Source organism: Sodalis sp. RH24, from assembly GCF_047324145.1.
Taxonomy (GTDB): domain Bacteria; phylum Pseudomonadota; class Gammaproteobacteria; order Enterobacterales; family Enterobacteriaceae; genus Acerihabitans.
In genome coordinates, this window is sequence record NZ_CP178729.1 from 1508487 (window position 1) to 1525914 (window position 17428).

Below are 17428 nucleotides of genomic sequence, written 5' to 3' on the forward strand. Positions count from 1 at the left end.
CCTGACCTGCGTCGCGAATAGGAAGGGCCGGGGTTTCGCACGCCATGGCCATGCGCCGTGCGCGCATGGCCACCACGCGGTTCGCCATTCCGCCCGCAGGCACGGTTTTATTATCAGTCAACTCAGGTTTCAATCACTTCCTAAGGGGAAATCATGATGCGTAACACCATGGCATTCGCTGTTTTATCGACCTTAACCCTGGCGCTGGCGCCTCCCGCCCTGGCCGCCGGACAAGATCATACCGTCGCGCTGGTCCTGGGGGTGAAGGGGAGTCCTTTTTATCAGGCATTACAGTGCGGCGCGCAGGAAAAAGCACGGCAGATGGGCGTTACCCTGCAGGTTTCCGCCCCCGATCAGTTTGCCGCCGACAGCCAGATCCCGGTGGTGAACGCCGTTACGGCGACCGCGCCGGCGGTGGCCGCGATTGTGCCGACCGATGCGCAGGCCCTGGTGGCGCCGATGAAACAGCTGGCGGCGCGCGGGGCAAAAGTGCTGACCGTCGACCAGACGCTCAATGACAATGGTTTCCTGGCGACGGAAATCATCTCCGACAACGAGCGCGGCGGTAAAATGGCCGCCGAGGCGATGAATACGCTGCTCGGCGGCAAAGGCGAAGTGCTGGTTATTACCCAGCCGCCGGGCTCAAGCGCCCAGGACGCGCGTGAAAAAGGTTTTGCCGAACAGATCAAAACCTATCCCGGTATCACCTACCTCGGCCCGCAGTATCAAAGCGACGACCCGCAGAAGGCGGCGGAAATCATCACCTCCACCCTCTCCGCCCATCCTCGGCTGGCGGGCGTATTTTCCACCAACGATCAGGGCGCCATCGGGGCCGTAACCGGCCTGCGCCAGGCGGGCGCGGCGAAAAAAGTCAAGGTGGTGGCCTATGACGCCGCCACCGCCGAAGTGAGCGCGCTGAAAAACGGCACCATCAACGTGTTGATTGCGCAGAACCCCAAACAGGAAGGCGAAGCGGTCATTACCACCGCGCTGGCGCTGCTGGCCGGCAAGCCGGTGCCGAAACAGACGCTGACCGATCTGGTGACCATTACTGAAAACGATCGTCAAAAAGCCGATAAATACGAATATAAAGCCGACTGCCAATAAGCGCCGGCGCTGGTGGCGCCGCTTAACGGCGCCCTGGCCGCGACGAATAATCATCGATCCGCGCATCCGGCGCCCCGTGGCGGGAAGCCCGCCGGTTGCCCATCAGCCTGCCTTGCCCACTACCAGCCCGGCAGTGGATAAAAACCAATACTAATTAATTAATATGTTTTTTTAAAAAGCACAAATATTGCCATATGCTGGTTTATTCCGCCATTTAACTTATTTTTTTAGCGTTAAATTTTCAGGAATACGTTTTTTTAGCAGCTTGTATTTATTATGGCCGATCCGCCACTGCCGGGTTGTGAAAATAGCATTTTACATTTAAGTTTTCAGTGAATAACTGATTAACGCCTGCCGCAGCCAGGGTGTCATAGCCCTTATCCGGCAGGCGGGCATTTAAGGAGGCAGCGATATTTTTTATTAAGCATAATTATTAATCTGCACATTATAATTGCTGATTATAGCGCTGATTAGCGTTGTAACCGGCGTTATCGGTGTGACAACGTTAATCACGTTGATATTAACTGCGTTATTATGAAATGGAGATTCGAGAATGGTGAGTAATTCCCCTTGCGCTGGAAACATGCATTTTATTCATGCCTTCGAGGCCGCGGCGAAGCGCACTCCGCAGGCTATTGCCCTAGTGGTGAATGACCAATCCATCAGCTACGCCCGGTTGCAGCACATGGCCGGCCATTATGCGCAACAGCTGGCGCATAAAATGGACGCCAAAACGGACGGCATTCTCCTGTGCCTGCCGCGAGGTGTGGAGCTGATGGCATCCTTGCTGGCCTGCCATTACCTCGGGGTACCCTACATCCCGCTGGATATTTGCACCGCGCCAGGCCGCGTGATGAAAATTTTGGCGGCCTCGTCCTGCCTGTTGACCTACGACAGCCGCGCGGGTCATATCGGCGGCGCGGACGGGGCTGATGTGGCGACCTTTAGCGCCGTTGCGCAGATAAAACCCGTTCCCGCGGAAAATCCGGCGCCGGCGGCTTATCGTATTTATACCTCCGGCTCCACGGGCGAGCCGAAAGGGGTCAGCGTGGCGCATAGGGGGTGCAGTAACCTGATCAACAGTTTCAGCCGGTTGCTCGAGGCCGGCGGCGAGACCCGCTGGCTGTCGGCAACCTCGGTGTCGTTTGATATGTTCTACCTGGAGTATGCCGTGCCGCTGGCCAACGGCGGGACATTGTTTCTGCTCGACGATGCGCAAACGCATTCAGTCCAGGAGATTGCGTGGCAGTTAATGCGCTGTCAGCCCGATATTTTCCAGTCGACGCCGTCCATGCTCAAATGTCTTTTACCCTATCTGCAGGATGATTGGCGATTCAACCGGCTCCTGGTGGGAGGAGAACCCTTGGGACGGCAGTTATCCGCCCGGCTGTCGGCGCGCGCGCGCTGGTTATGCAACCTCTACGGGCCGACGGAAACCACTGTCTGGTCAACGGCGCATGTCATCACCCGCGCCGGCGATAATCGCATCGGTCGTCCAATCGACCATACGCAGATAAAAATTCTGGATGACGCGCGGCGCGAGATGAAGGCGGGGGAACCAGGTAATATTTTCATCGGCGGCGCCGGGGTGGCGTTGGAATACCTTAACAACCCTGCCCTGACCGCCGAAAAATTCATTGCTCTTCCCGGCGAGCAGACAGAGGGGCGTTTTTATGATACCGGCGATATCGGTCTAATCGATGCGGAAGGCGTGCTGAATTACCTGTACCGGGATGGCGATTTTTATAAGGTCAGCGGGTACCGTATCGACTGCGCCGAAGTGGTGGACGCCCTGGAGAAATGTGCCGGCGTCGCGGCGGCGGCTGTCGTTGTCCTGGAAGGCGATGGGGATGATGAATCGGTGATCGTCGGCTGGCTGAAAATGGACAAACCAGGGCAAGGGATTGATACGGGAGCCATTCGCCTGGAACTTGAAAATGAGCTGGGTCATTATATGATTCCGCGCTATTTTTATCCTATTGACGATTTGCCTTATTCCATCAGCGGCAAGCTGGATAAAAAAGCCTTGATCACCATGACCAAAACCAAGATCAAAGAAATGGAGCACATTGTGATGGGGCAAAAAAACGCGCCGGGAAAAGACGCCTTAAATCATCCATTAATAGATATTTTGGGTCATTATATAAATATTGACGGTATGTCGCTGAATGATAATTTTTTCCATCGCGGCCTGTCCTCCATCCAATTGGTCTCCTTCCATCTTGAGCTGAAACAATTATATCCCGATATTAATTTGCACGACCTGTGCGCGCGCCCAACGATTAATTTACTACTGGCGCCTTATCATTAATTTCTAGCGCGCACCGCCTTATATTCTACGTGGAAAAGCGCGGATATAGGGCGATATTACGCGCAGCTTCGCAACAGGTCGGCCGGCATCATGCGCGCAGCCTCTCCCGCACGCCGCGCGGCAACCGGCCCGCGTCAAGATGGTCTCCCGCCTATCCTCGCCCAAATGTACCGCTGCGAAACACTACGCCACGCCTTTTGGTCCGACCAATAACAAAAAAATTGTGACTATTGCAGGCAAATCAATAAAAAAGCCCATGAAGCGTTGCTATTTGTTATCGATTCATTAATTTTATGTATCAAGAGAATTGCTTAAATGTTTTGGTAGGACCAATTTTGTGTAACAGCCAGCCCGTTGGCGACCATTTCATTCACATTTTTTTCATGACCAAGGCCAAGTTTGCTGTCTGCGCCAACCCTATTCGCCGGGCAGGACGCGCCCGGGCGGCCCGGCGCATACCCACCGACGGACATCGAGTCACAGGAGAGCATGACATGCCAATCTGGCCACAAAATTACGACCCGCTCGGCAATATCTGGCTATCGAGCCTGGTCGCCGTGATTCCCATCGCGTTTTTCTTTTTTGCGCTGATTAAATTACGCCTGAAAGGCTACCTGGCGGGCACTATTACCACCATCCTGGCCCTGCTGGTGGCGCTGCTGTTGTTCCGCATGCCGCTCGATCGGGCGCTGGCCTCGGTGGTTTACGGCTTTTTCTACGGCTTATGGCCGATTGCATGGATTATCATCGCCGCCGTTTTTGTCTATAAGATTTCCGTCAAGACCGGCCAGTTCGATATCATCCGCTCCTCTATTTTGTCGGTTACCCCCGATCAGCGCCTGCAAATGATGATTGTCGGTTTTTGTTTCGGCGCGTTCCTGGAGGGGGCCGCCGGATTTGGCGCGCCGGTGGCCATTACCGCCGCGCTGCTGGTGGGGCTGGGTTTTAAGCCGCTGTACGCCGCCGGCTTATGCCTGATCGCCAATACCGCGCCGGTGGCCTTCGGCGCCATGGGCGTGCCGATTATCGTCGCCGGGCAAGTGGCCAATATCGACCCCTTTACTATCGGGCAAATGGTCGGCAGACAGTTGCCGTTCCTGACCATTATCGTGCTGTTTTGGATCATGGCGATCATGGACGGCTGGCGCGGGATCCGGGAAACCTGGCCCGCGGTCCTGGTGGCGGGGATCTCCTTCGCCCTGGCCCAGTATCTGAGCTCGAATTTCATCGGGCCCGAGCTGCCGGATATTATCGCCTCGCTGGTATCGCTGGTATGCCTGACCCTGTTCCTGCGCGTCTGGCATCCGGCGCACATCTTCCGGTTCAGCGACGGCGGCCAGCCGGCCCAGCCGGCACCGGCCGTGACCTATACGGCCGGGCAAATCGTCCGCGCCTGGATGCCGTTTATTTTCCTGACCGCCACGGTAACCCTCTGGAGCGTGCCGCCGTTTAAAGCGCTGTTTGCCGCCGGCGGCCCGCTGCAAAGCTGGGTGGTAAGCATTTCCGTGCCCTTCCTGGATAAGCTGGTGGCAAAAACGCCGCCGGTGGTGGCGACGTTCCTGCCGTACCCGGCGGTGTATAAGTTCGACTGGCTCTCGGCCACCGGCACCGCCATTATGGTGGCGGCCTTTATCTCGATCGCCTATCTGCGCATGAAGCCGCGCGCGGCGCTGGCGACATTTAAAGAGACCCTGCGGGATCTGGCGCTGCCTATCTACTCCATCGGCATGGTGCTGGCCTTTGCCTTTATTTCCAATTATTCCGGCCTGTCCGCGACGCTGGCCCTGGCCCTGGCGCATACCGGCCGGGCGTTTACCTTTTTCTCGCCGTTCCTCGGCTGGCTGGGCGTATTCCTTACCGGGTCCGACACCGCCTCGAACGCCTTGTTCGCCGCGCTACAGGCCACCACCGCGCAGCAGATCGGCGTATCCGACGTGCTGCTGGTGGCGGCCAATACCACCGGCGGCGTCACCGGCAAAATGATTTCGCCGCAGTCCATCGCCATCGCCTGCGCGGCGGCGGGGCTGGTGGGCCATGAGCCGGATTTATTTCGCTTTACGGTGAAGCACAGCCTGATTTTTTGCAGTATCGTCGGGGCTATCACTACCCTGCAGGCGTATATTTTGCCTTGGATGATCCCATGACCTTACCTGATGATATCCGCGTGGCCGACCATATCGCCCTGCGTCTCAAGCAGTTGATAGCGGAGCGCGGGCTGGCCGCGGGCATGCGTCTGCCGGCCGAGCGCCAGCTGGCATCCCAGCTTGGCGTATCGCGCTCATCGGTACGCGAGGCCATCCAGCAACTCAGCAGCCAGGGGTGGGTGGTCAGCCGTCGCGGCGGCGGCACCTACGTTCAGGATGATTTTCATCAATGGTCCGGGCAGCGCATCGTCCTGCCGCTGAAAATGCTGATGGCCGAGGATCCTGATTATCGTTATGACGTACTGGAAGCGCGGCTGGCTATCGAGGCCAGCACCGCATGGCACGCGGCGCGGCGCGCCACCGACACCGACAGGGAACGGCTGCGGATGTGTTTTGACGCCACGCTGCGGGTCAGCGAGAGCGACGATCCCGATCTGGCCGCGCAGGCCGACGTGCGTTTTCACCTGGCCATTGCCGAGGCCTCGCACAACCTGGTGCTTTTGCAAACCATGCGCGGTTTGTTCGAGCTGCTGCAATCCTCGGTAATGCAAAGCCGGCGGCGCATGTATACGGTGCCGGTGATTTTCGCCAAATTAACCGAACAACACCATGAATTGCTGCAGGCCATACTGGCCGGCGACCCCGAACGCGCGCGCAGCGCGGCGATAACGCATCTGGAGTGCGTCCATACCACGCTGAAAGCCCTGCACGAAGACGAAGCCCGGCAGGCGCGCGTTACCCGCCTGGCTTATCAGGATACCGACACCGACATGATGCGAGAACAGGATACATGATCATTTCAGCTGCAACCGATTATCGCGCGGCGGCCCAACGTAAGCTGCCGCCCTTTTTGTTTCACTACCTGGACGGCGGCGCCTACGCCGAATACACCTTAAGGCGCAATGTCGAGGACCTGGCGCAGGTGGCGCTCAGGCAACGGGTGCTCAGGAATATGTCGCAGCTGAGCCTGGAGACGACGCTGTTCGGCCAGCGGCTCGCCATGCCGGTCGCCCTCGCCCCGGTCGGACTTTGCGGCATGTATGCCCGGCGCGGCGAGGTCCAGGCCGCCAGGGCCGCCGCAAGCAAGGGCATCCCCTTTACGCTGTCCACCGTCTCGGTCGGCACCATCGAGGAGGTCTCCTCCGCCATAACACAGCCGATGTGGTTCCAGCTCTATGTGCTCAAGGACCGCGGCTTTATGCGCAACGCGCTGGAGCGCGCCAAGGCCGCGGGTTGCTCGACGCTGGTGTTCACGGTGGACATGCCGGTTCCCGGCGCCCGCTACCGCGATGCCCACTCGGGCATGAGCGGGCCGAACGCGGCGCTGCGCCGCTATCTGCAGGCGATAACCCATCCCGCCTGGGCCTGGGATGTCGGGGTGCGCGGACGTCCCCACGTGCTCGGCAATATCTCCGCGTATGTGGGCAAACCCACCGGCCTGGAAGACTATATCGGCTGGCTGGCGAAAAACTTCGATCCGTCCATCTCCTGGAGCGACCTGGAATGGATCCGGGAATTCTGGCAGGGCCCCATGATCATCAAAGGCATACTTGACCCGGAGGATGCCCGGGACGCGGTACGCTTCGGCGCGGACGGCATCGTGGTGTCCAACCACGGCGGACGCCAGCTCGACGGCGTGCTCTCCTCCACCCGCGCGTTGCCCGCCATCGCCGACGCGGTCAAAGGCGATATCGCTATCCTCGCCGACAGCGGTATTCGCAACGGCCTCGACGTGGTGCGCATGATTGCGCTGGGCGCCGACACCGTGCTGCTGGGGCGCGCGTATATCTATGCCCTGGCGACGGCAGGGGAACAGGGGGTGGCCAACCTGCTCACGCTTATCGACAAGGAAATGCGCGTGGCCATGACCCTCACCGGCGCCCGCGCCATCGCCGAGATCACGCGCGAGTCGCTGGTCCGGCATTCTATCGGTTAATGATTTCCGGCGGGATCGGCTCGCCATGGTATTTTTGATAAATAGCGTTCAGTTTGCCGTTTTTCAGATTGGCGGCAATCCACTCGTCCAGTTTGGCTTTCAGCTCCGGCTGCCCTTTCGGCACCCCGATCGCCAAATCGAACACCTGCAGGGTCATTTTCGGCTCAAACGCCAGCTTCGGGTTCTGTTTTTTTATCTGGTTAACCAAGGTGGCCGACGTCGCCACCGCAAAAGCCTGCCCGCTCACCGCGGCAGTCACAAGCGTCGCGTCGTCGTCATAACGCTGCACGGTAAAACCCCGTTTTGCCGCTTCCGTACTCAGCTGCGTATCCTGGGTGGTACCGCGCGTCACGGTAATCGCTTTACCTTTCAGGTCGTCCCAGCCGCCGATTTTTGTCGCCGCGGGCGCGCCGATAACCGACCGCAATCCGGCATAAGCGCGTGTAAAATCGATTACCTGCGCCCGCTGCGGCGTTACCGACAGGGTTGATATGACGATATCCGCCTTACCCGTTTGCAGATTGGGGATCCGCGTCGGACCGGTGGTCTCGATAAACTGCAGTTTCAACCCCCAATCCTGCGCCAGCAACTGCGCGGTTTCCACATCCGACCCTATCGGCTTCAGGCTGGCGTCCAGCATCCCGGAAGGGGGAATGGACAAATCGGTCGCCACCCGCAGCGTGCCCCGCTCCTTGATCTCCTGCCAGGCGTTGGTCGCCGCCGCGGCGGGATTAAACGCCAGCCACAAAAACAGGGTGCCCAACAAAGCCAATCGTTTCATATATCGCATAGTTTTCTCCAGGGTTACCTGACGGGCCAACGCCGCCGGCTACAGCTCGTTGGCGATAAAATCCTGCAGCGCCGGGGTGGCGGGCTGTTTTAAAATGGCGGCGCCGCCGCTTTCATGCACGGCGCCCTGGTGCATAAACACCACTTTGTCGGCGATGCGCCGGGCAAAATTCATTTCGTGCGTCACCATGATCATGGTCATCCCGCTGCCCGCCAACCGTTCGATAACACGCAGCACTTCTCCGGTCAGCTTGGGATCGAGCGCGGAGGTCACCTCGTCGAACAGCATCACCTTCGGCTTCATGGCCAGCGACCGGGCGATGGCCGCGCGCTGCTGCTGTCCGCCGGAAAGCTGCTCCGGATAGCTATCCGCCTTATCAGCCAGACCCACCTGCTCCAGCACCGAATGCGCCAGGCGCCGCGCGTCGGCTTTCGATTGTTTTTTAACCGACATCGGCCCCAGCGTGATATTTTGCTCAATGGTGAGATGGGGAAACAGGTTATAACTCTGGAACACAATGCCGACATCCTGACGCAGCTTACGCAGGTCAAGATGGGGATCCTCGACGCGATGGCCGCACACCTCGATGCTGCCGCCGTTAATCTTCTCCAGCCGATCGATACAGCGCAGCGCGGTGCTTTTCCCCGACCCGCTGGCGCCAATCAACGCCACCACCTGCCCCCGATCCACGGAAAAAGACACATCGTTAAGCACCGGCACCGCGCCAAAGCTTTTTTGCACCTTATCAAGCACGATAATCGACATAATGATTTCCTTTAACGCTTAGGCCATTCTGGTCAGCGCCGCGTTTTGCCGCGCCGTTTTTTTAACCATGGCGCGGCGTTCAAGCCTGCGGCTTAATACCGACACCGGAAAACACAGGCAAAAATAGAGCAAAGAGACAATCAGATAGGTAATAAACGGCTCGAAGATCGAGTTATTGATAAGCTGCCCGGCCCGCGCCAGCTCGACAAAACCCACCACCGACGCCAGGGAGGTATTTTTGATGATCTGCACCGAAAATCCCACGGTGGGCGGCGTCGCCAGCCGCACGGCCTGCGGCAGTATCACCTTGAACAGGCGCTGGGCGCGGGACAGCGCCAGGCATTCCGCCGCTTCCCACTGCGCGCGCGGCACCGCCTGCAGGCAGCCGCGCCAGATTTCCCCCAGGTAAGCGCTGGCGTACAGGGTCAGCGACACCCCGGCGGCAAACAACGGGGAAATACTGAACCCCAGCGACGGCAGGCCGAAATAAATCATAAACATAATGATAAGCAGCGGCGTGCCCTGGATAAGCTGGACATAGGCGCTCACCAGAAAACGCACGCCGCGCAGCGGCGCGATACGCCCCAGGGCCACCAGGAAACCGACCAGGCCGCCGCCGCCGAAGGCCATCAGCGACAGGATCAGGGTCCAGAAGGCGCCCTGCAGCAGGAACTGGATATGCGCGGGATTAAGGGAAGAATTCATGTCTCGCTCCTCAAAGCGGGGTGCCAAGGCGACGGCGGCGGGGAAAAGCCGCCAGCCCCACCAGCCAGAACGCAAATCGCATCAGGAACGACAGGGCCAGGTAAATACCGGCGACGACAAAAAAGGTTTCAAACGGCCGGTAGGTCTCCGACTGGATAAAATTGGCCGTGGCGGTCAGTTCCTCCGTCGAAATCTGCGACGTCACCGACGAGGCCAGCATCAACAGAATAAACTGGCTGGTCAGCGACGGATAAACCCGTTCTATCGCCGGACGCAGCGCCACATGCCAATATTGCTGCCAGGTGGATAACCCCAGCGTTTCCGCCGCTTCCCATTGCCCCGGATGGATGGACTCAAAGCCGGCGCGCATGATCTCCGCCGTATAGGCGCCGACGTTTATCGTCAGCGCGATCACCGAGACGGTGAACGCCGTAAACGAAAAACCCAGGCTGGACAGCCCGAAATACACCAGGAAGATCTGCACCAGAAACGGCGTATTGCGAATGGCTTCGATATACACCCCCGCGATACGGGAACACCAGGCACACTCGGAACGGCGCGCCACCGCGCATAAGGTGCCTATCAGAAAACCGAAAACGGTGGTGATGACCGCCAGCTCGGCGGTGAGCAGCGCGCCGTCCCTCAGCATCTGCCATTGCGTGAATATCGCCGTGAAATCAAGCTTCATAACCCGCTACCTATTTTGTCGCCGCCGCCGTTTCCCGCCCGGTGATCCGGTCGTAAACCCTGAACAGCGCCTGGTTGCCGTTAGATCCCTCGCCGTGGGCCTGCGCGTCCTGGTATTGCGTCGCCACCAGCGCGGTGGCCGGCAGCGGCACCGGACGCTCTCGCGCCGCGTCCAGCACCAGACGCAAATCCTTCATCATCAAATCGATGCGAAAGCCGGCGGAGGTATCGCCCCCGATCATGGCCGTGCCCAGTTTGTCGAGCATCCAGGACGCCGCCGACCCCCCCAGCAGTACCTCGCGCATCTGGCCAAGATCGATGCCATAGGCGCGCCCCAGCGCCAGCGCCTCGCAAATGGCCTGGATATTGATGGCGCATATCAGCTGGTTGCACAGTTTCACCGTTTGACCGGCGCCGGATTGCCCGACATGGTTAATGGTGGTGCCCATTGCCCGCAGAAAGGGTACGGCGCGGGCGAATCCCGCGGCGTCGCCGCCGACCATAATGCTCAGGGCGGCGTTTTTCGCCCCCGCCGGCCCGCCGGATACCGGCGCGTCCAGCATGATCACGCCCTGCGCCGCCAGCGCCCGGCTCATGGCGCGCGTCGCCTCCGGCGCGATAGTACTCATATCCACGTAGAGGCCGCCGCGCGGAGGGCACGCCAACAGTCCCCCGTCGCCGCGCACCACGGCTTCCACCTGCGGCGTGTCGGGCAGCATGGAGATCACGATATCGGCGTCGGCGGTGGCGTGCGCCATATCCCGCGCCGGCTGTACCCCATACGCCGCCAGCGCCGCAACGGCCGCCGGCAGCACATCATAGGCGCGCACGCTAAAGCCGGCCTGGGCGAGGTTACGCGCCATCTCGCGTCCCATGACGCCCAGGCCGAGGAAACCGACGTTGCCTTTTGGTGTTAAATCATTCATGTGATTGCCTCCCCCAGGATCAGTCCTGCTGTTCAAGACGGTTAAGTTTGTCGACCCGGCGGACAAAGTCCTCATCACGGACAAACCGGGCCTGCAAAAACGCGTCGACCAAATCGCGCGCCAGCCACGATCCGACGATTTGCGCGCCCATGCACATCACATTGACATCATCGTGCTCCACCCCCTGGTGCGCTGAATGGATGTCGTGGCACACGGCGGCGCGGATGCCGTTGATTTTGTTGGCGGCGATCACCGCGCCCACGCCGGTGCCGCACACCAGGAGGCCTCGGCGCCCGGCGTCCTGGCGCACCTTAGCGCACAAGGCATGGGCGATATCGGGAAAGTCGACCGGGTCGGGCGTGTGGCTGCCGATGTCGTCCACCTCATGGCCGGCGGCACGCAGCCAGTCGGCCAGTTCCAGCTTCAGCCGGAAGCCGGCGTGATCGCTGCCAATAACGATATTCATTCGGGTTTCCTTCTGCGGTCGTGGTTTAGTCGGTAAAAGGCGCCGCGCCTGCCATGCGGATGGTGGCGCGGCGGCGAAAGTCCGCGCCGATCTCGAAATGGCGGGCCAGCAGTTCGTCGGCGCGCGCTTCGTCGCGCCCGACGATGGCGGCAAAAATAAGCCGGTGGTGATCGATCAGGAACTCCTCGATGCCGTCCACCTGGATAATCTGTTCACGCCGGTCCAGGTGCGAACGCATCATCAGCGCGCTGATGGACTGGTAAATACTGATAAGCGTCGCCGAGCCGGACGCCAGCACGATAGCTTCATGAAAGTGGAAATCCGCCAGGCCGCCGACTTCCGGGGTATGGATAGTGTCGATGATGGCGCGCAGGCATTCGGCCAGCCGATCGTAATCCCCTTGCGTGGCCCGGCGGCATGCCAGGCGCACCGCCTGCCGTTCAATGGCAATACGCGCCTGCATCACGTCGTCAATCACATCCGCCTGATGGGCCAGTACAAAAGTGAAAAATTCACCCAGAATCGACACGCTGGGTTTTTTCACCACCGTGCCGATACCATGGCGGATCTCCACCGCGCCAATCATCGCCAGGGCGCGCAAGGCCTCGCGCAGCACCGGCCGGCTTACGCCGAGCCGGGCGGAAAGCTCACGCTCCGGCAGCAGGCAGTCCCCCGCCTTGAGCTCCCCCGACAGCAGTTGCTCGCGCAGAAATCCGACGACCCGATCGTAGCCGTTGCCGGTGTCCTGTTTCCCGTTCCCGCGTTTAATCGTCATCTGTCATTCATCAGCCTTAACCAGTGGTAATACCAATGGTAGATATGTTAATGAAAGATTAATGTGATGTTATTCACAGTTGCTTTTTGGTCAATAAGATGGCGATCACAGATTTGCCGCGAAAACGGAAAAGGGGAAATTCAGGCCGTGGTGGGGCGCATTAGGCGATATTGGCGAAGCGGGGGGCGGTTAATGCTGCGCCAGGATCGTCGTCAGCAGGCCGGGGAAGCGGTCCTGCATATCATCGCTGCGCAGCGTATTGATGTGCGTGGTGCCGACATTATGGGTATAGACCAGCCCGGCATCGCGCAGCACGCGGAAATGATGGGAAACGCTGGATTTGGGGCGGCCGCCGTCCAGTTCGCCGCAGCTGGCCTCGCCCAACTGAGCCAGGCGGCGCACGATGTCCAGGCGCAACGGGTCGCTCAAGGCGTAAAGCACGCGTTCGAGAGCGAATTCATTTATCGACGGATGTTTAAAGGGGCGCATGGGGCGACTATAGCAAACGGCTTGTCAAAAAGCCATAATTCGAATATTATCGAATTACAGAATAAGGCTACAGTAAATCATCGCGCCAACAAATACAGGAACCCGAACCATGTCAGCACTCTTTCAACCCTTTAAACTCAAGGATGTTACGCTGCGCAACCGCATCGCGGTGCCGCCCATGTGCATGTATTCCGCCGATGAAGGCCTGATCAACGACTGGCACCAGGTCCATCTGGCCGCCCTCGCCCGCGGCGGCGCCGGGCTGGTGATCGTCGAGGCCACCGCGGTCTCCCCCGAGGGGCGTATCACCCCAGGCTGCGCCGGCATCTGGAACGATACCCTGGCCCAGGCCTTTGTGCCGGTGGTGCGGGCCATCAAAGCGGCGGGCGCGGTGCCCGGCATCCAGATCGGCCATGCCGGCCGCAAGGCCAGCGCTAACCGGCCCTGGGAGGGCGATGACCATATCGCCGAGAGCGACCCGCGCGGCTGGCAGACCATTGCGCCGTCCGCCATCGCTTTTGGCGCCAATTTGCCGAAAGTGCCCAAGGCCATGACGCTTGACGATATCGCCCGGGTGCGTGATGATTTCGTGGCCGCCGCCCGCCGGGCGCGCGACGCCGGATTCGAATGGCTGGAGCTGCATTTCGCCCACGGCTACCTGGCCCAGAGCTTCTTCTCGACCCATTCCAACCAGCGCGACGACCAGTACGGCGGCAGCGCCGTTAACCGCGGCCGTTTCCTGCTGGAAACCCTGGCGGCGGTACGCGAAGTCTGGCCGGAACATTTGCCGCTGACCGCCCGGTTCGGCGTGCTGGAGTTCGACGGGCGCGACGAGCAGACCCTGACTGAATCCATTGACCTGATCACGCGCTTCAAACAGGCCGGCCTGGATATGCTCAGCGTCAGCATCGGGTTCTCCACCCCCGACGCCACTATTCCCTGGGGACCGGCTTTTATGGGCCCGATCGCCAAGCGGGTACGCGGGGACGCGGATATCCCGGTCGCCTCCGCCTGGGGATTCGGTACGCCGGACCTGGCCGAAAAAGCCGTTCAGGACCAGCAATTGGATCTGGTCATGGTGGGCAAGGCCCATCTGGCCAATCCCCACTGGAGTTATTACGCCGCCCGTGAACTGAAGATTGAACGTCCCTCCTGGACGCTGCCCGCCCCCTACGCCCACTGGCTGGAAAGATACTGACGCCGGCGCTAACCGTCGTCCCGGCATCAGGGCGGCGGTTAGCCTGAGAGCGGCAATTCCTGATGCAGCGCGGTGCGTGGTGTGCCCACCCGTGGTGCATCCTCTCCCTCCATGGCGGTTGCCTTAATGATATCCCCGGCATTGACGGCCGGGCACTTCGCACGCCCGCAACAAATCCCTGAAATTCCAGTCATCTGCAACGTTCGATTAAAAAAAGAGCGAACCAATAAAAAATTGGTTCGATTTGTGCTTGATGGTGATGAAAGGTAATGAGTGATGGCGTGCGTTCCGGCGGAACAGCGCGCCATCAGGGCGTTATCGACACGATTATGGCAAATCAGGGTGTGAGTCATGACAAAACAGCCGTCGTCCTTCTCCGCGCTGGAACAGCTGCGCGCGCTGATCCTGCAACACCCCGCGCCTGAGCTGCCGCTGCCCACCGAGCGGGAGCTGGCGCAACGCTATCAGGTCGGGCGCCGGGAGATCCGCCGCGCGCTGGACGTACTGGAGATGGAAGGCAGGGTGTGGCGCAAACAGGGCAAGGGCACCTTCCTGGGTCCCGATGCCCCATCGCAACCGCTGGTGCTGCAAGGCTTGCCGCGCCAATCGACGCTGCTGGAGGTGATGGAAGCCCGTCTGCAGCTGGAGCCGGGGCTGGCGCGCCTGGCCGCCCTGCGCGCCACGCCGGAACAGCTGGCGCTGATGGCGCGCCTCCAGGAGCGGATGCAGGTGCTGGCAACCGATGACAGCGATCAGCACGAACTGTGGGACAGCGCCTTCCACCGGACGCTGGCCGAAGCGGCCGGCAACCGGCTGCTGCTCGGCCTGTTTGACGCGCTGGACGCCATACGCCGCGACGACAGCTGGCGCCATCAGCGCGAGAAGGCGCGCAACCCGGCGCGGCTGGACAACTATAACCGGCAGCACCAGCGCCTGATCCGCTATCTCCAGGCCCGCCGGCCCGAGGAGGCCGCCGCCGTCATGACCGAACATCTTCTGGCGCTGCAACAGGCGCTGATCACTGTCCTGTCCATCGACAAGGAGCCTCAAGCCTGATGACGATCCCCATATCCCCCGCGCCGCCGGTGCTGAATATCGCCCATCTGCGGGTGCGCTTCCACGGCTCGCCGGCCAGCGTGCTCGACGATATCTCGCTACATATCCAGCCGGGGGAGACCCTGGCGCTGGTGGGCGAATCCGGCTGCGGCAAAAGCGTCACCTCGCTGGCGTTAATGGGCTTATTGCCCGACAGCGCCCGTATCGACCAGGGGGAACTGTATTTTAACCAACACGACCTGCGCGCCCTGTCGCCGCGGCAATACGCCAACCTGCGCGGCAATCAGCTGGCCATGATTTTCCAGGAGCCGATGACGTCCCTTAATCCGGCGTTTACCCTGGGCGACCAATTGGCGGAGGCGGTGATGCGGCACCAGGGCGGCAGCTATCGCCAGGCCATGGCGCGCGCCGGGGAGATGCTGGCTTTGGTGCAGATTCCGGCGCCGGAGCTGCGCCTGAAGTCGTATCCGCACCAGCTTTCAGGCGGCATGCGCCAGCGGGTGATGATCGCCATGGCGCTGATCAACCGGCCGCAATTGCTGATTGCCGACGAACCCACCACCGCCCTGGATGTCACTATCCAGGCCGGTATCCTCAGCCTGCTTAACCAAATCAAGCAGGACACCGGCACCGCCATTTTACTGATTACCCACAATCTCGGCGTGGTGGCGGAAGTGGCGCAGCAGGTGGCGGTCATGTACGCCGGCCAAATTGTCGAAACCGGCAGCGTGGACGACATTTTCAGCGACCCGCAGCATCCCTACACCATCGGACTGATGGCCTCGATGCCCAGCCTGTCGGCCCGCATCGGCAAATTGGCCACCATTCCGGGGTCGGTGCCCACCGCGGATGCCATGCCCGCCGGCTGCCGCTTCGCTACCCGCTGTCCGTTCGCCGACGAACGCTGCCACCGTTCCCGGCCCGATCTGCGTCCGGTCGCCGCAGGCCATGAGGCCGCGTGTTTTTACGCGCCGCTTGAACACCATTTCGCGCCGGGAGCCAGAGCATGAGCCAGCCGATCCTTGAAAGCGTGGCATTGACGAAAATCTTTCAGGGCCCTAAAGGCCTGTTTACCCGCCAGCGCCAGGTGCACGCGGTGGATCGGGTATCACTGAAGGTCTGGCCGGGCGAAACCCTGGCTATTGTCGGTGAATCCGGCTCCGGCAAATCCACCCTCGGCCGGCTGCTGCTGCGCCTGCTGACGGCCACCGAAGGGCGGGTTTTCTACCAGGGCAATGATATCGGCATGCTGCCCGCCGGGCAGTTGAACCAGCTGCGGCGCGAGCTGCAAATCATTTTCCAGGATCCGTTCGCCTCCCTCAATCCGCGCATGACGGTGGAGGAGATTGTCGGCGAGCCCATCTGGCTGCATGAGCGGATTTCCCGGGCGCAGCGGCGGGAACGGGTGGCCGAACTGCTGCGCACCGTCGGGCTGCCGGCCCTGTACGCCCGGCGCTTTCCCCATGAATTTTCCGGCGGGCAGCGCCAGCGCATCGGCATCGCCCGCGCCCTGGCGTCCAAACCCACGCTGCTGCTGGGGGATGAGCCGGTTTCCGCGCTGGACGTGTCGGTACAGGCGCAGGTGGTCAACCTGCTTGAGAGCCTGAAAGAACAGTTCGGCCTGACCCTGATCGTGGTGGCGCACGGACTGGCGGTGATCCGCCATATGAGCGATCGCGTCGCGGTGATGTACCTGGGGCAAATCGTCGAAATCGCCGCCGCCGATGATATTTTCGATCAGCCGCTGCACCCCTATACCCGGGCGCTGATTGCTTCAGCGCCCCAGTTAACCCCAGGCGGCCGGCAATCCGGACCGCTGCTGACGGGGGATTTGCCCAACCCGTCGCAGCCGCCGTCGGGATGCCGTTTCCATACCCGTTGTCCCCATGTCAGGGACGTCTGCCGGCAGCATGAACCGCCGCTGGAACCCGCCGGCGATCGGCGCCAGGTGGCGTGTCACCGCTGGCGGGAACTGAACAGCGATCGCAGCGTTATCGTCATGGCGCCGCCGTCGGCGGCTTTCCTGCGGCGGCGCGCGCTGTTTGTCGACGCCGCGGCCCGTAAACCCTAACT

18 protein-coding genes are annotated in these 17428 nt (G+C 60.8%); 9 read left to right on the forward strand and 9 right to left on the reverse strand.

Annotated features, from left to right (window positions below):
- The first annotated feature begins 153 nt into the window (after positions 1-153).
- The 5 genes from ACL2XG_RS06945 (at position 154) to lldD (ending at position 7498) form a co-directional block, all read left to right on the forward strand.
- Positions 154-1107, forward strand: coding sequence for an ABC transporter substrate-binding protein (locus ACL2XG_RS06945; RefSeq protein ID WP_410015601.1), 954 nt, complete (start codon positions 154-156; stop codon positions 1105-1107).
- A 583-nt stretch (positions 1108-1690) separates the two neighbouring features.
- The gene (locus ACL2XG_RS06950; protein ID WP_410015603.1) at positions 1691-3418 is read left to right on the forward strand and encodes a non-ribosomal peptide synthetase; all 1728 of its coding nucleotides are present in this window, start codon (positions 1691-1693) and stop codon (positions 3416-3418) included.
- Between the two features lie 494 nt (positions 3419-3912).
- Positions 3913-5562, forward strand: a complete 1650-nt coding sequence (gene lldP, locus ACL2XG_RS06955) for an L-lactate permease (protein WP_410015604.1) — start codon at positions 3913-3915, stop codon at positions 5560-5562.
- Positions 5559-6356, forward strand: coding sequence for a transcriptional regulator LldR (lldR, locus tag ACL2XG_RS06960; RefSeq protein WP_413722512.1), 798 nt, complete (start codon positions 5559-5561; stop codon positions 6354-6356). The genes lldP and lldR overlap by 4 nt, the downstream gene beginning before the upstream one ends.
- The gene (gene lldD, locus ACL2XG_RS06965; protein WP_413722511.1) at positions 6353-7498 is read left to right on the forward strand and encodes an FMN-dependent L-lactate dehydrogenase LldD; all 1146 of its coding nucleotides are present in this window, start codon (positions 6353-6355) and stop codon (positions 7496-7498) included. The genes lldR and lldD overlap by 4 nt, the downstream gene beginning before the upstream one ends.
- Here lldD and ACL2XG_RS06970 read toward each other — a convergent pair.
- From ACL2XG_RS06970 to ACL2XG_RS07005, 8 genes are all read right to left on the reverse strand, one after another.
- A complete protein-coding gene (locus ACL2XG_RS06970) occupies positions 7488-8279 on the reverse strand; it encodes a transporter substrate-binding domain-containing protein (RefSeq protein WP_413723588.1) in 792 nt (263 codons plus the stop codon). The two genes, lldD and ACL2XG_RS06970, sit on opposite strands and share 11 nt — an antisense overlap.
- Positions 8280-8327: 48 nt before the next feature.
- The gene (locus tag ACL2XG_RS06975; RefSeq protein ID WP_410015608.1) at positions 8328-9053 is read right to left on the reverse strand and encodes an amino acid ABC transporter ATP-binding protein; all 726 of its coding nucleotides are present in this window, start codon (positions 9051-9053) and stop codon (positions 8328-8330) included.
- A gap of 18 nt (positions 9054-9071) precedes the next feature.
- Complete coding sequence (locus tag ACL2XG_RS06980) at positions 9072-9758, reverse strand: amino acid ABC transporter permease (RefSeq protein WP_413722510.1); 687 nt, start codon at positions 9756-9758, stop codon at positions 9072-9074.
- A gap of 10 nt (positions 9759-9768) precedes the next feature.
- Positions 9769-10446: an amino acid ABC transporter permease gene (locus ACL2XG_RS06985; protein ID WP_410015610.1), complete on the reverse strand. Its 678-nt coding sequence runs from the start codon at positions 10444-10446 to the stop codon at positions 9769-9771.
- A gap of 10 nt (positions 10447-10456) precedes the next feature.
- A complete protein-coding gene (locus tag ACL2XG_RS06990; protein ID WP_413722509.1) occupies positions 10457-11371 on the reverse strand; it encodes an NAD(P)-dependent oxidoreductase in 915 nt (304 codons plus the stop codon).
- Positions 11372-11390: 19 nt separating this feature from the next.
- Positions 11391-11837, reverse strand: a complete 447-nt coding sequence (locus ACL2XG_RS06995) for an RpiB/LacA/LacB family sugar-phosphate isomerase (RefSeq protein WP_410015612.1) — start codon at positions 11835-11837, stop codon at positions 11391-11393.
- Between the two features lie 25 nt (positions 11838-11862).
- Positions 11863-12612 (reverse strand): FadR/GntR family transcriptional regulator, encoded by a 750-nt coding sequence (locus ACL2XG_RS07000; RefSeq protein ID WP_410015613.1) that lies wholly within the window; start codon positions 12610-12612, stop codon positions 11863-11865.
- A 189-nt stretch (positions 12613-12801) separates the two neighbouring features.
- Positions 12802-13101: an ArsR/SmtB family transcription factor gene (locus ACL2XG_RS07005; protein ID WP_410015614.1), complete on the reverse strand. Its 300-nt coding sequence runs from the start codon at positions 13099-13101 to the stop codon at positions 12802-12804.
- A 109-nt stretch (positions 13102-13210) separates the two neighbouring features.
- On the opposite strand from ACL2XG_RS07005, the gene ACL2XG_RS07010 reads away from it, so the two are divergent.
- On the forward strand, positions 13211-14299 hold the full coding sequence (locus ACL2XG_RS07010; RefSeq protein ID WP_413722508.1) for an NADH:flavin oxidoreductase/NADH oxidase: 1089 nt from the start codon (positions 13211-13213) through the stop codon (positions 14297-14299).
- 38 nt (positions 14300-14337) lie between these two features.
- Here ACL2XG_RS07010 and ACL2XG_RS07015 read toward each other — a convergent pair whose 3' ends face one another.
- Positions 14338-14652 carry a hypothetical protein gene (locus tag ACL2XG_RS07015; RefSeq protein WP_413722507.1) on the reverse strand — a complete coding sequence of 105 codons (315 nt, stop codon included), beginning with the start codon at positions 14650-14652 and terminating at the stop codon, positions 14338-14340.
- Here ACL2XG_RS07015 and ACL2XG_RS07020 point away from each other — a divergent pair.
- The 3 genes from ACL2XG_RS07020 to ACL2XG_RS07030 are packed head-to-tail and all read left to right on the forward strand — an operon-like array spanning position 14651 to position 17426.
- Positions 14651-15355, forward strand: coding sequence for a FadR/GntR family transcriptional regulator (locus ACL2XG_RS07020; RefSeq protein WP_410015616.1), 705 nt, complete (start codon positions 14651-14653; stop codon positions 15353-15355). The genes ACL2XG_RS07015 and ACL2XG_RS07020 overlap by 2 nt on opposite strands.
- The gene (locus ACL2XG_RS07025) at positions 15352-16365 is read left to right on the forward strand and encodes an ABC transporter ATP-binding protein (RefSeq protein WP_413723424.1); all 1014 of its coding nucleotides are present in this window, start codon (positions 15352-15354) and stop codon (positions 16363-16365) included. Before ACL2XG_RS07020 ends, ACL2XG_RS07025 begins: the two co-directional genes overlap by 4 nt.
- The gene (locus tag ACL2XG_RS07030) at positions 16362-17426 is read left to right on the forward strand and encodes an ABC transporter ATP-binding protein (RefSeq protein WP_410015617.1); all 1065 of its coding nucleotides are present in this window, start codon (positions 16362-16364) and stop codon (positions 17424-17426) included. The genes ACL2XG_RS07025 and ACL2XG_RS07030 overlap by 4 nt, the downstream gene beginning before the upstream one ends.
- Positions 17427-17428: the final 2 nt, after the last annotated feature.

Bases quoted from the DNA above. Each gene is read 5' to 3' on its own strand.
- lldP (WP_410015604.1), top strand. From the start codon at position 3,913: ATGCCAATCTGGCCACAAAATTACGACCCGCTCGGCAATATCTGGCTA.
- ACL2XG_RS06950 (WP_410015603.1), top strand. From the start codon at position 1,691: ATGCATTTTATTCATGCCTTCGAGGCCGCGGCGAAGCGCACTCCGCAG.
- ACL2XG_RS07005 (WP_410015614.1), bottom strand. From the start codon at position 13,101: ATGCGCCCCTTTAAACATCCGTCGATAAATGAATTCGCTCTCGAACGC.
- ACL2XG_RS07020 (WP_410015616.1), top strand. From the start codon at position 14,651: ATGACAAAACAGCCGTCGTCCTTCTCCGCGCTGGAACAGCTGCGCGCG.
- ACL2XG_RS06980 (WP_413722510.1), bottom strand. From the start codon at position 9,758: ATGAATTCTTCCCTTAATCCCGCGCATATCCAGTTCCTGCTGCAGGGC.
- lldD (WP_413722511.1), top strand. From the start codon at position 6,353: ATGATCATTTCAGCTGCAACCGATTATCGCGCGGCGGCCCAACGTAAG.
- ACL2XG_RS06945 (WP_410015601.1), top strand. From the start codon at position 154: ATGATGCGTAACACCATGGCATTCGCTGTTTTATCGACCTTAACCCTG.
- ACL2XG_RS07000 (WP_410015613.1), bottom strand. From the start codon at position 12,612: ATGACGATTAAACGCGGGAACGGGAAACAGGACACCGGCAACGGCTAC.
- ACL2XG_RS06985 (WP_410015610.1), bottom strand. From the start codon at position 10,446: ATGAAGCTTGATTTCACGGCGATATTCACGCAATGGCAGATGCTGAGG.
- ACL2XG_RS06970 (WP_413723588.1), bottom strand. From the start codon at position 8,279: ATGAAACGATTGGCTTTGTTGGGCACCCTGTTTTTGTGGCTGGCGTTT.
- ACL2XG_RS06995 (WP_410015612.1), bottom strand. From the start codon at position 11,837: ATGAATATCGTTATTGGCAGCGATCACGCCGGCTTCCGGCTGAAGCTG.
- ACL2XG_RS06990 (WP_413722509.1), bottom strand. From the start codon at position 11,371: ATGAATGATTTAACACCAAAAGGCAACGTCGGTTTCCTCGGCCTGGGC.
- ACL2XG_RS07030 (WP_410015617.1), top strand. From the start codon at position 16,362: ATGAGCCAGCCGATCCTTGAAAGCGTGGCATTGACGAAAATCTTTCAG.
- ACL2XG_RS06975 (WP_410015608.1), bottom strand. From the start codon at position 9,053: ATGTCGATTATCGTGCTTGATAAGGTGCAAAAAAGCTTTGGCGCGGTG.
- ACL2XG_RS07010 (WP_413722508.1), top strand. From the start codon at position 13,211: ATGTCAGCACTCTTTCAACCCTTTAAACTCAAGGATGTTACGCTGCGC.
- lldR (WP_413722512.1), top strand. From the start codon at position 5,559: ATGACCTTACCTGATGATATCCGCGTGGCCGACCATATCGCCCTGCGT.
- ACL2XG_RS07015 (WP_413722507.1), bottom strand. From the start codon at position 14,652: ATGACTCACACCCTGATTTGCCATAATCGTGTCGATAACGCCCTGATG.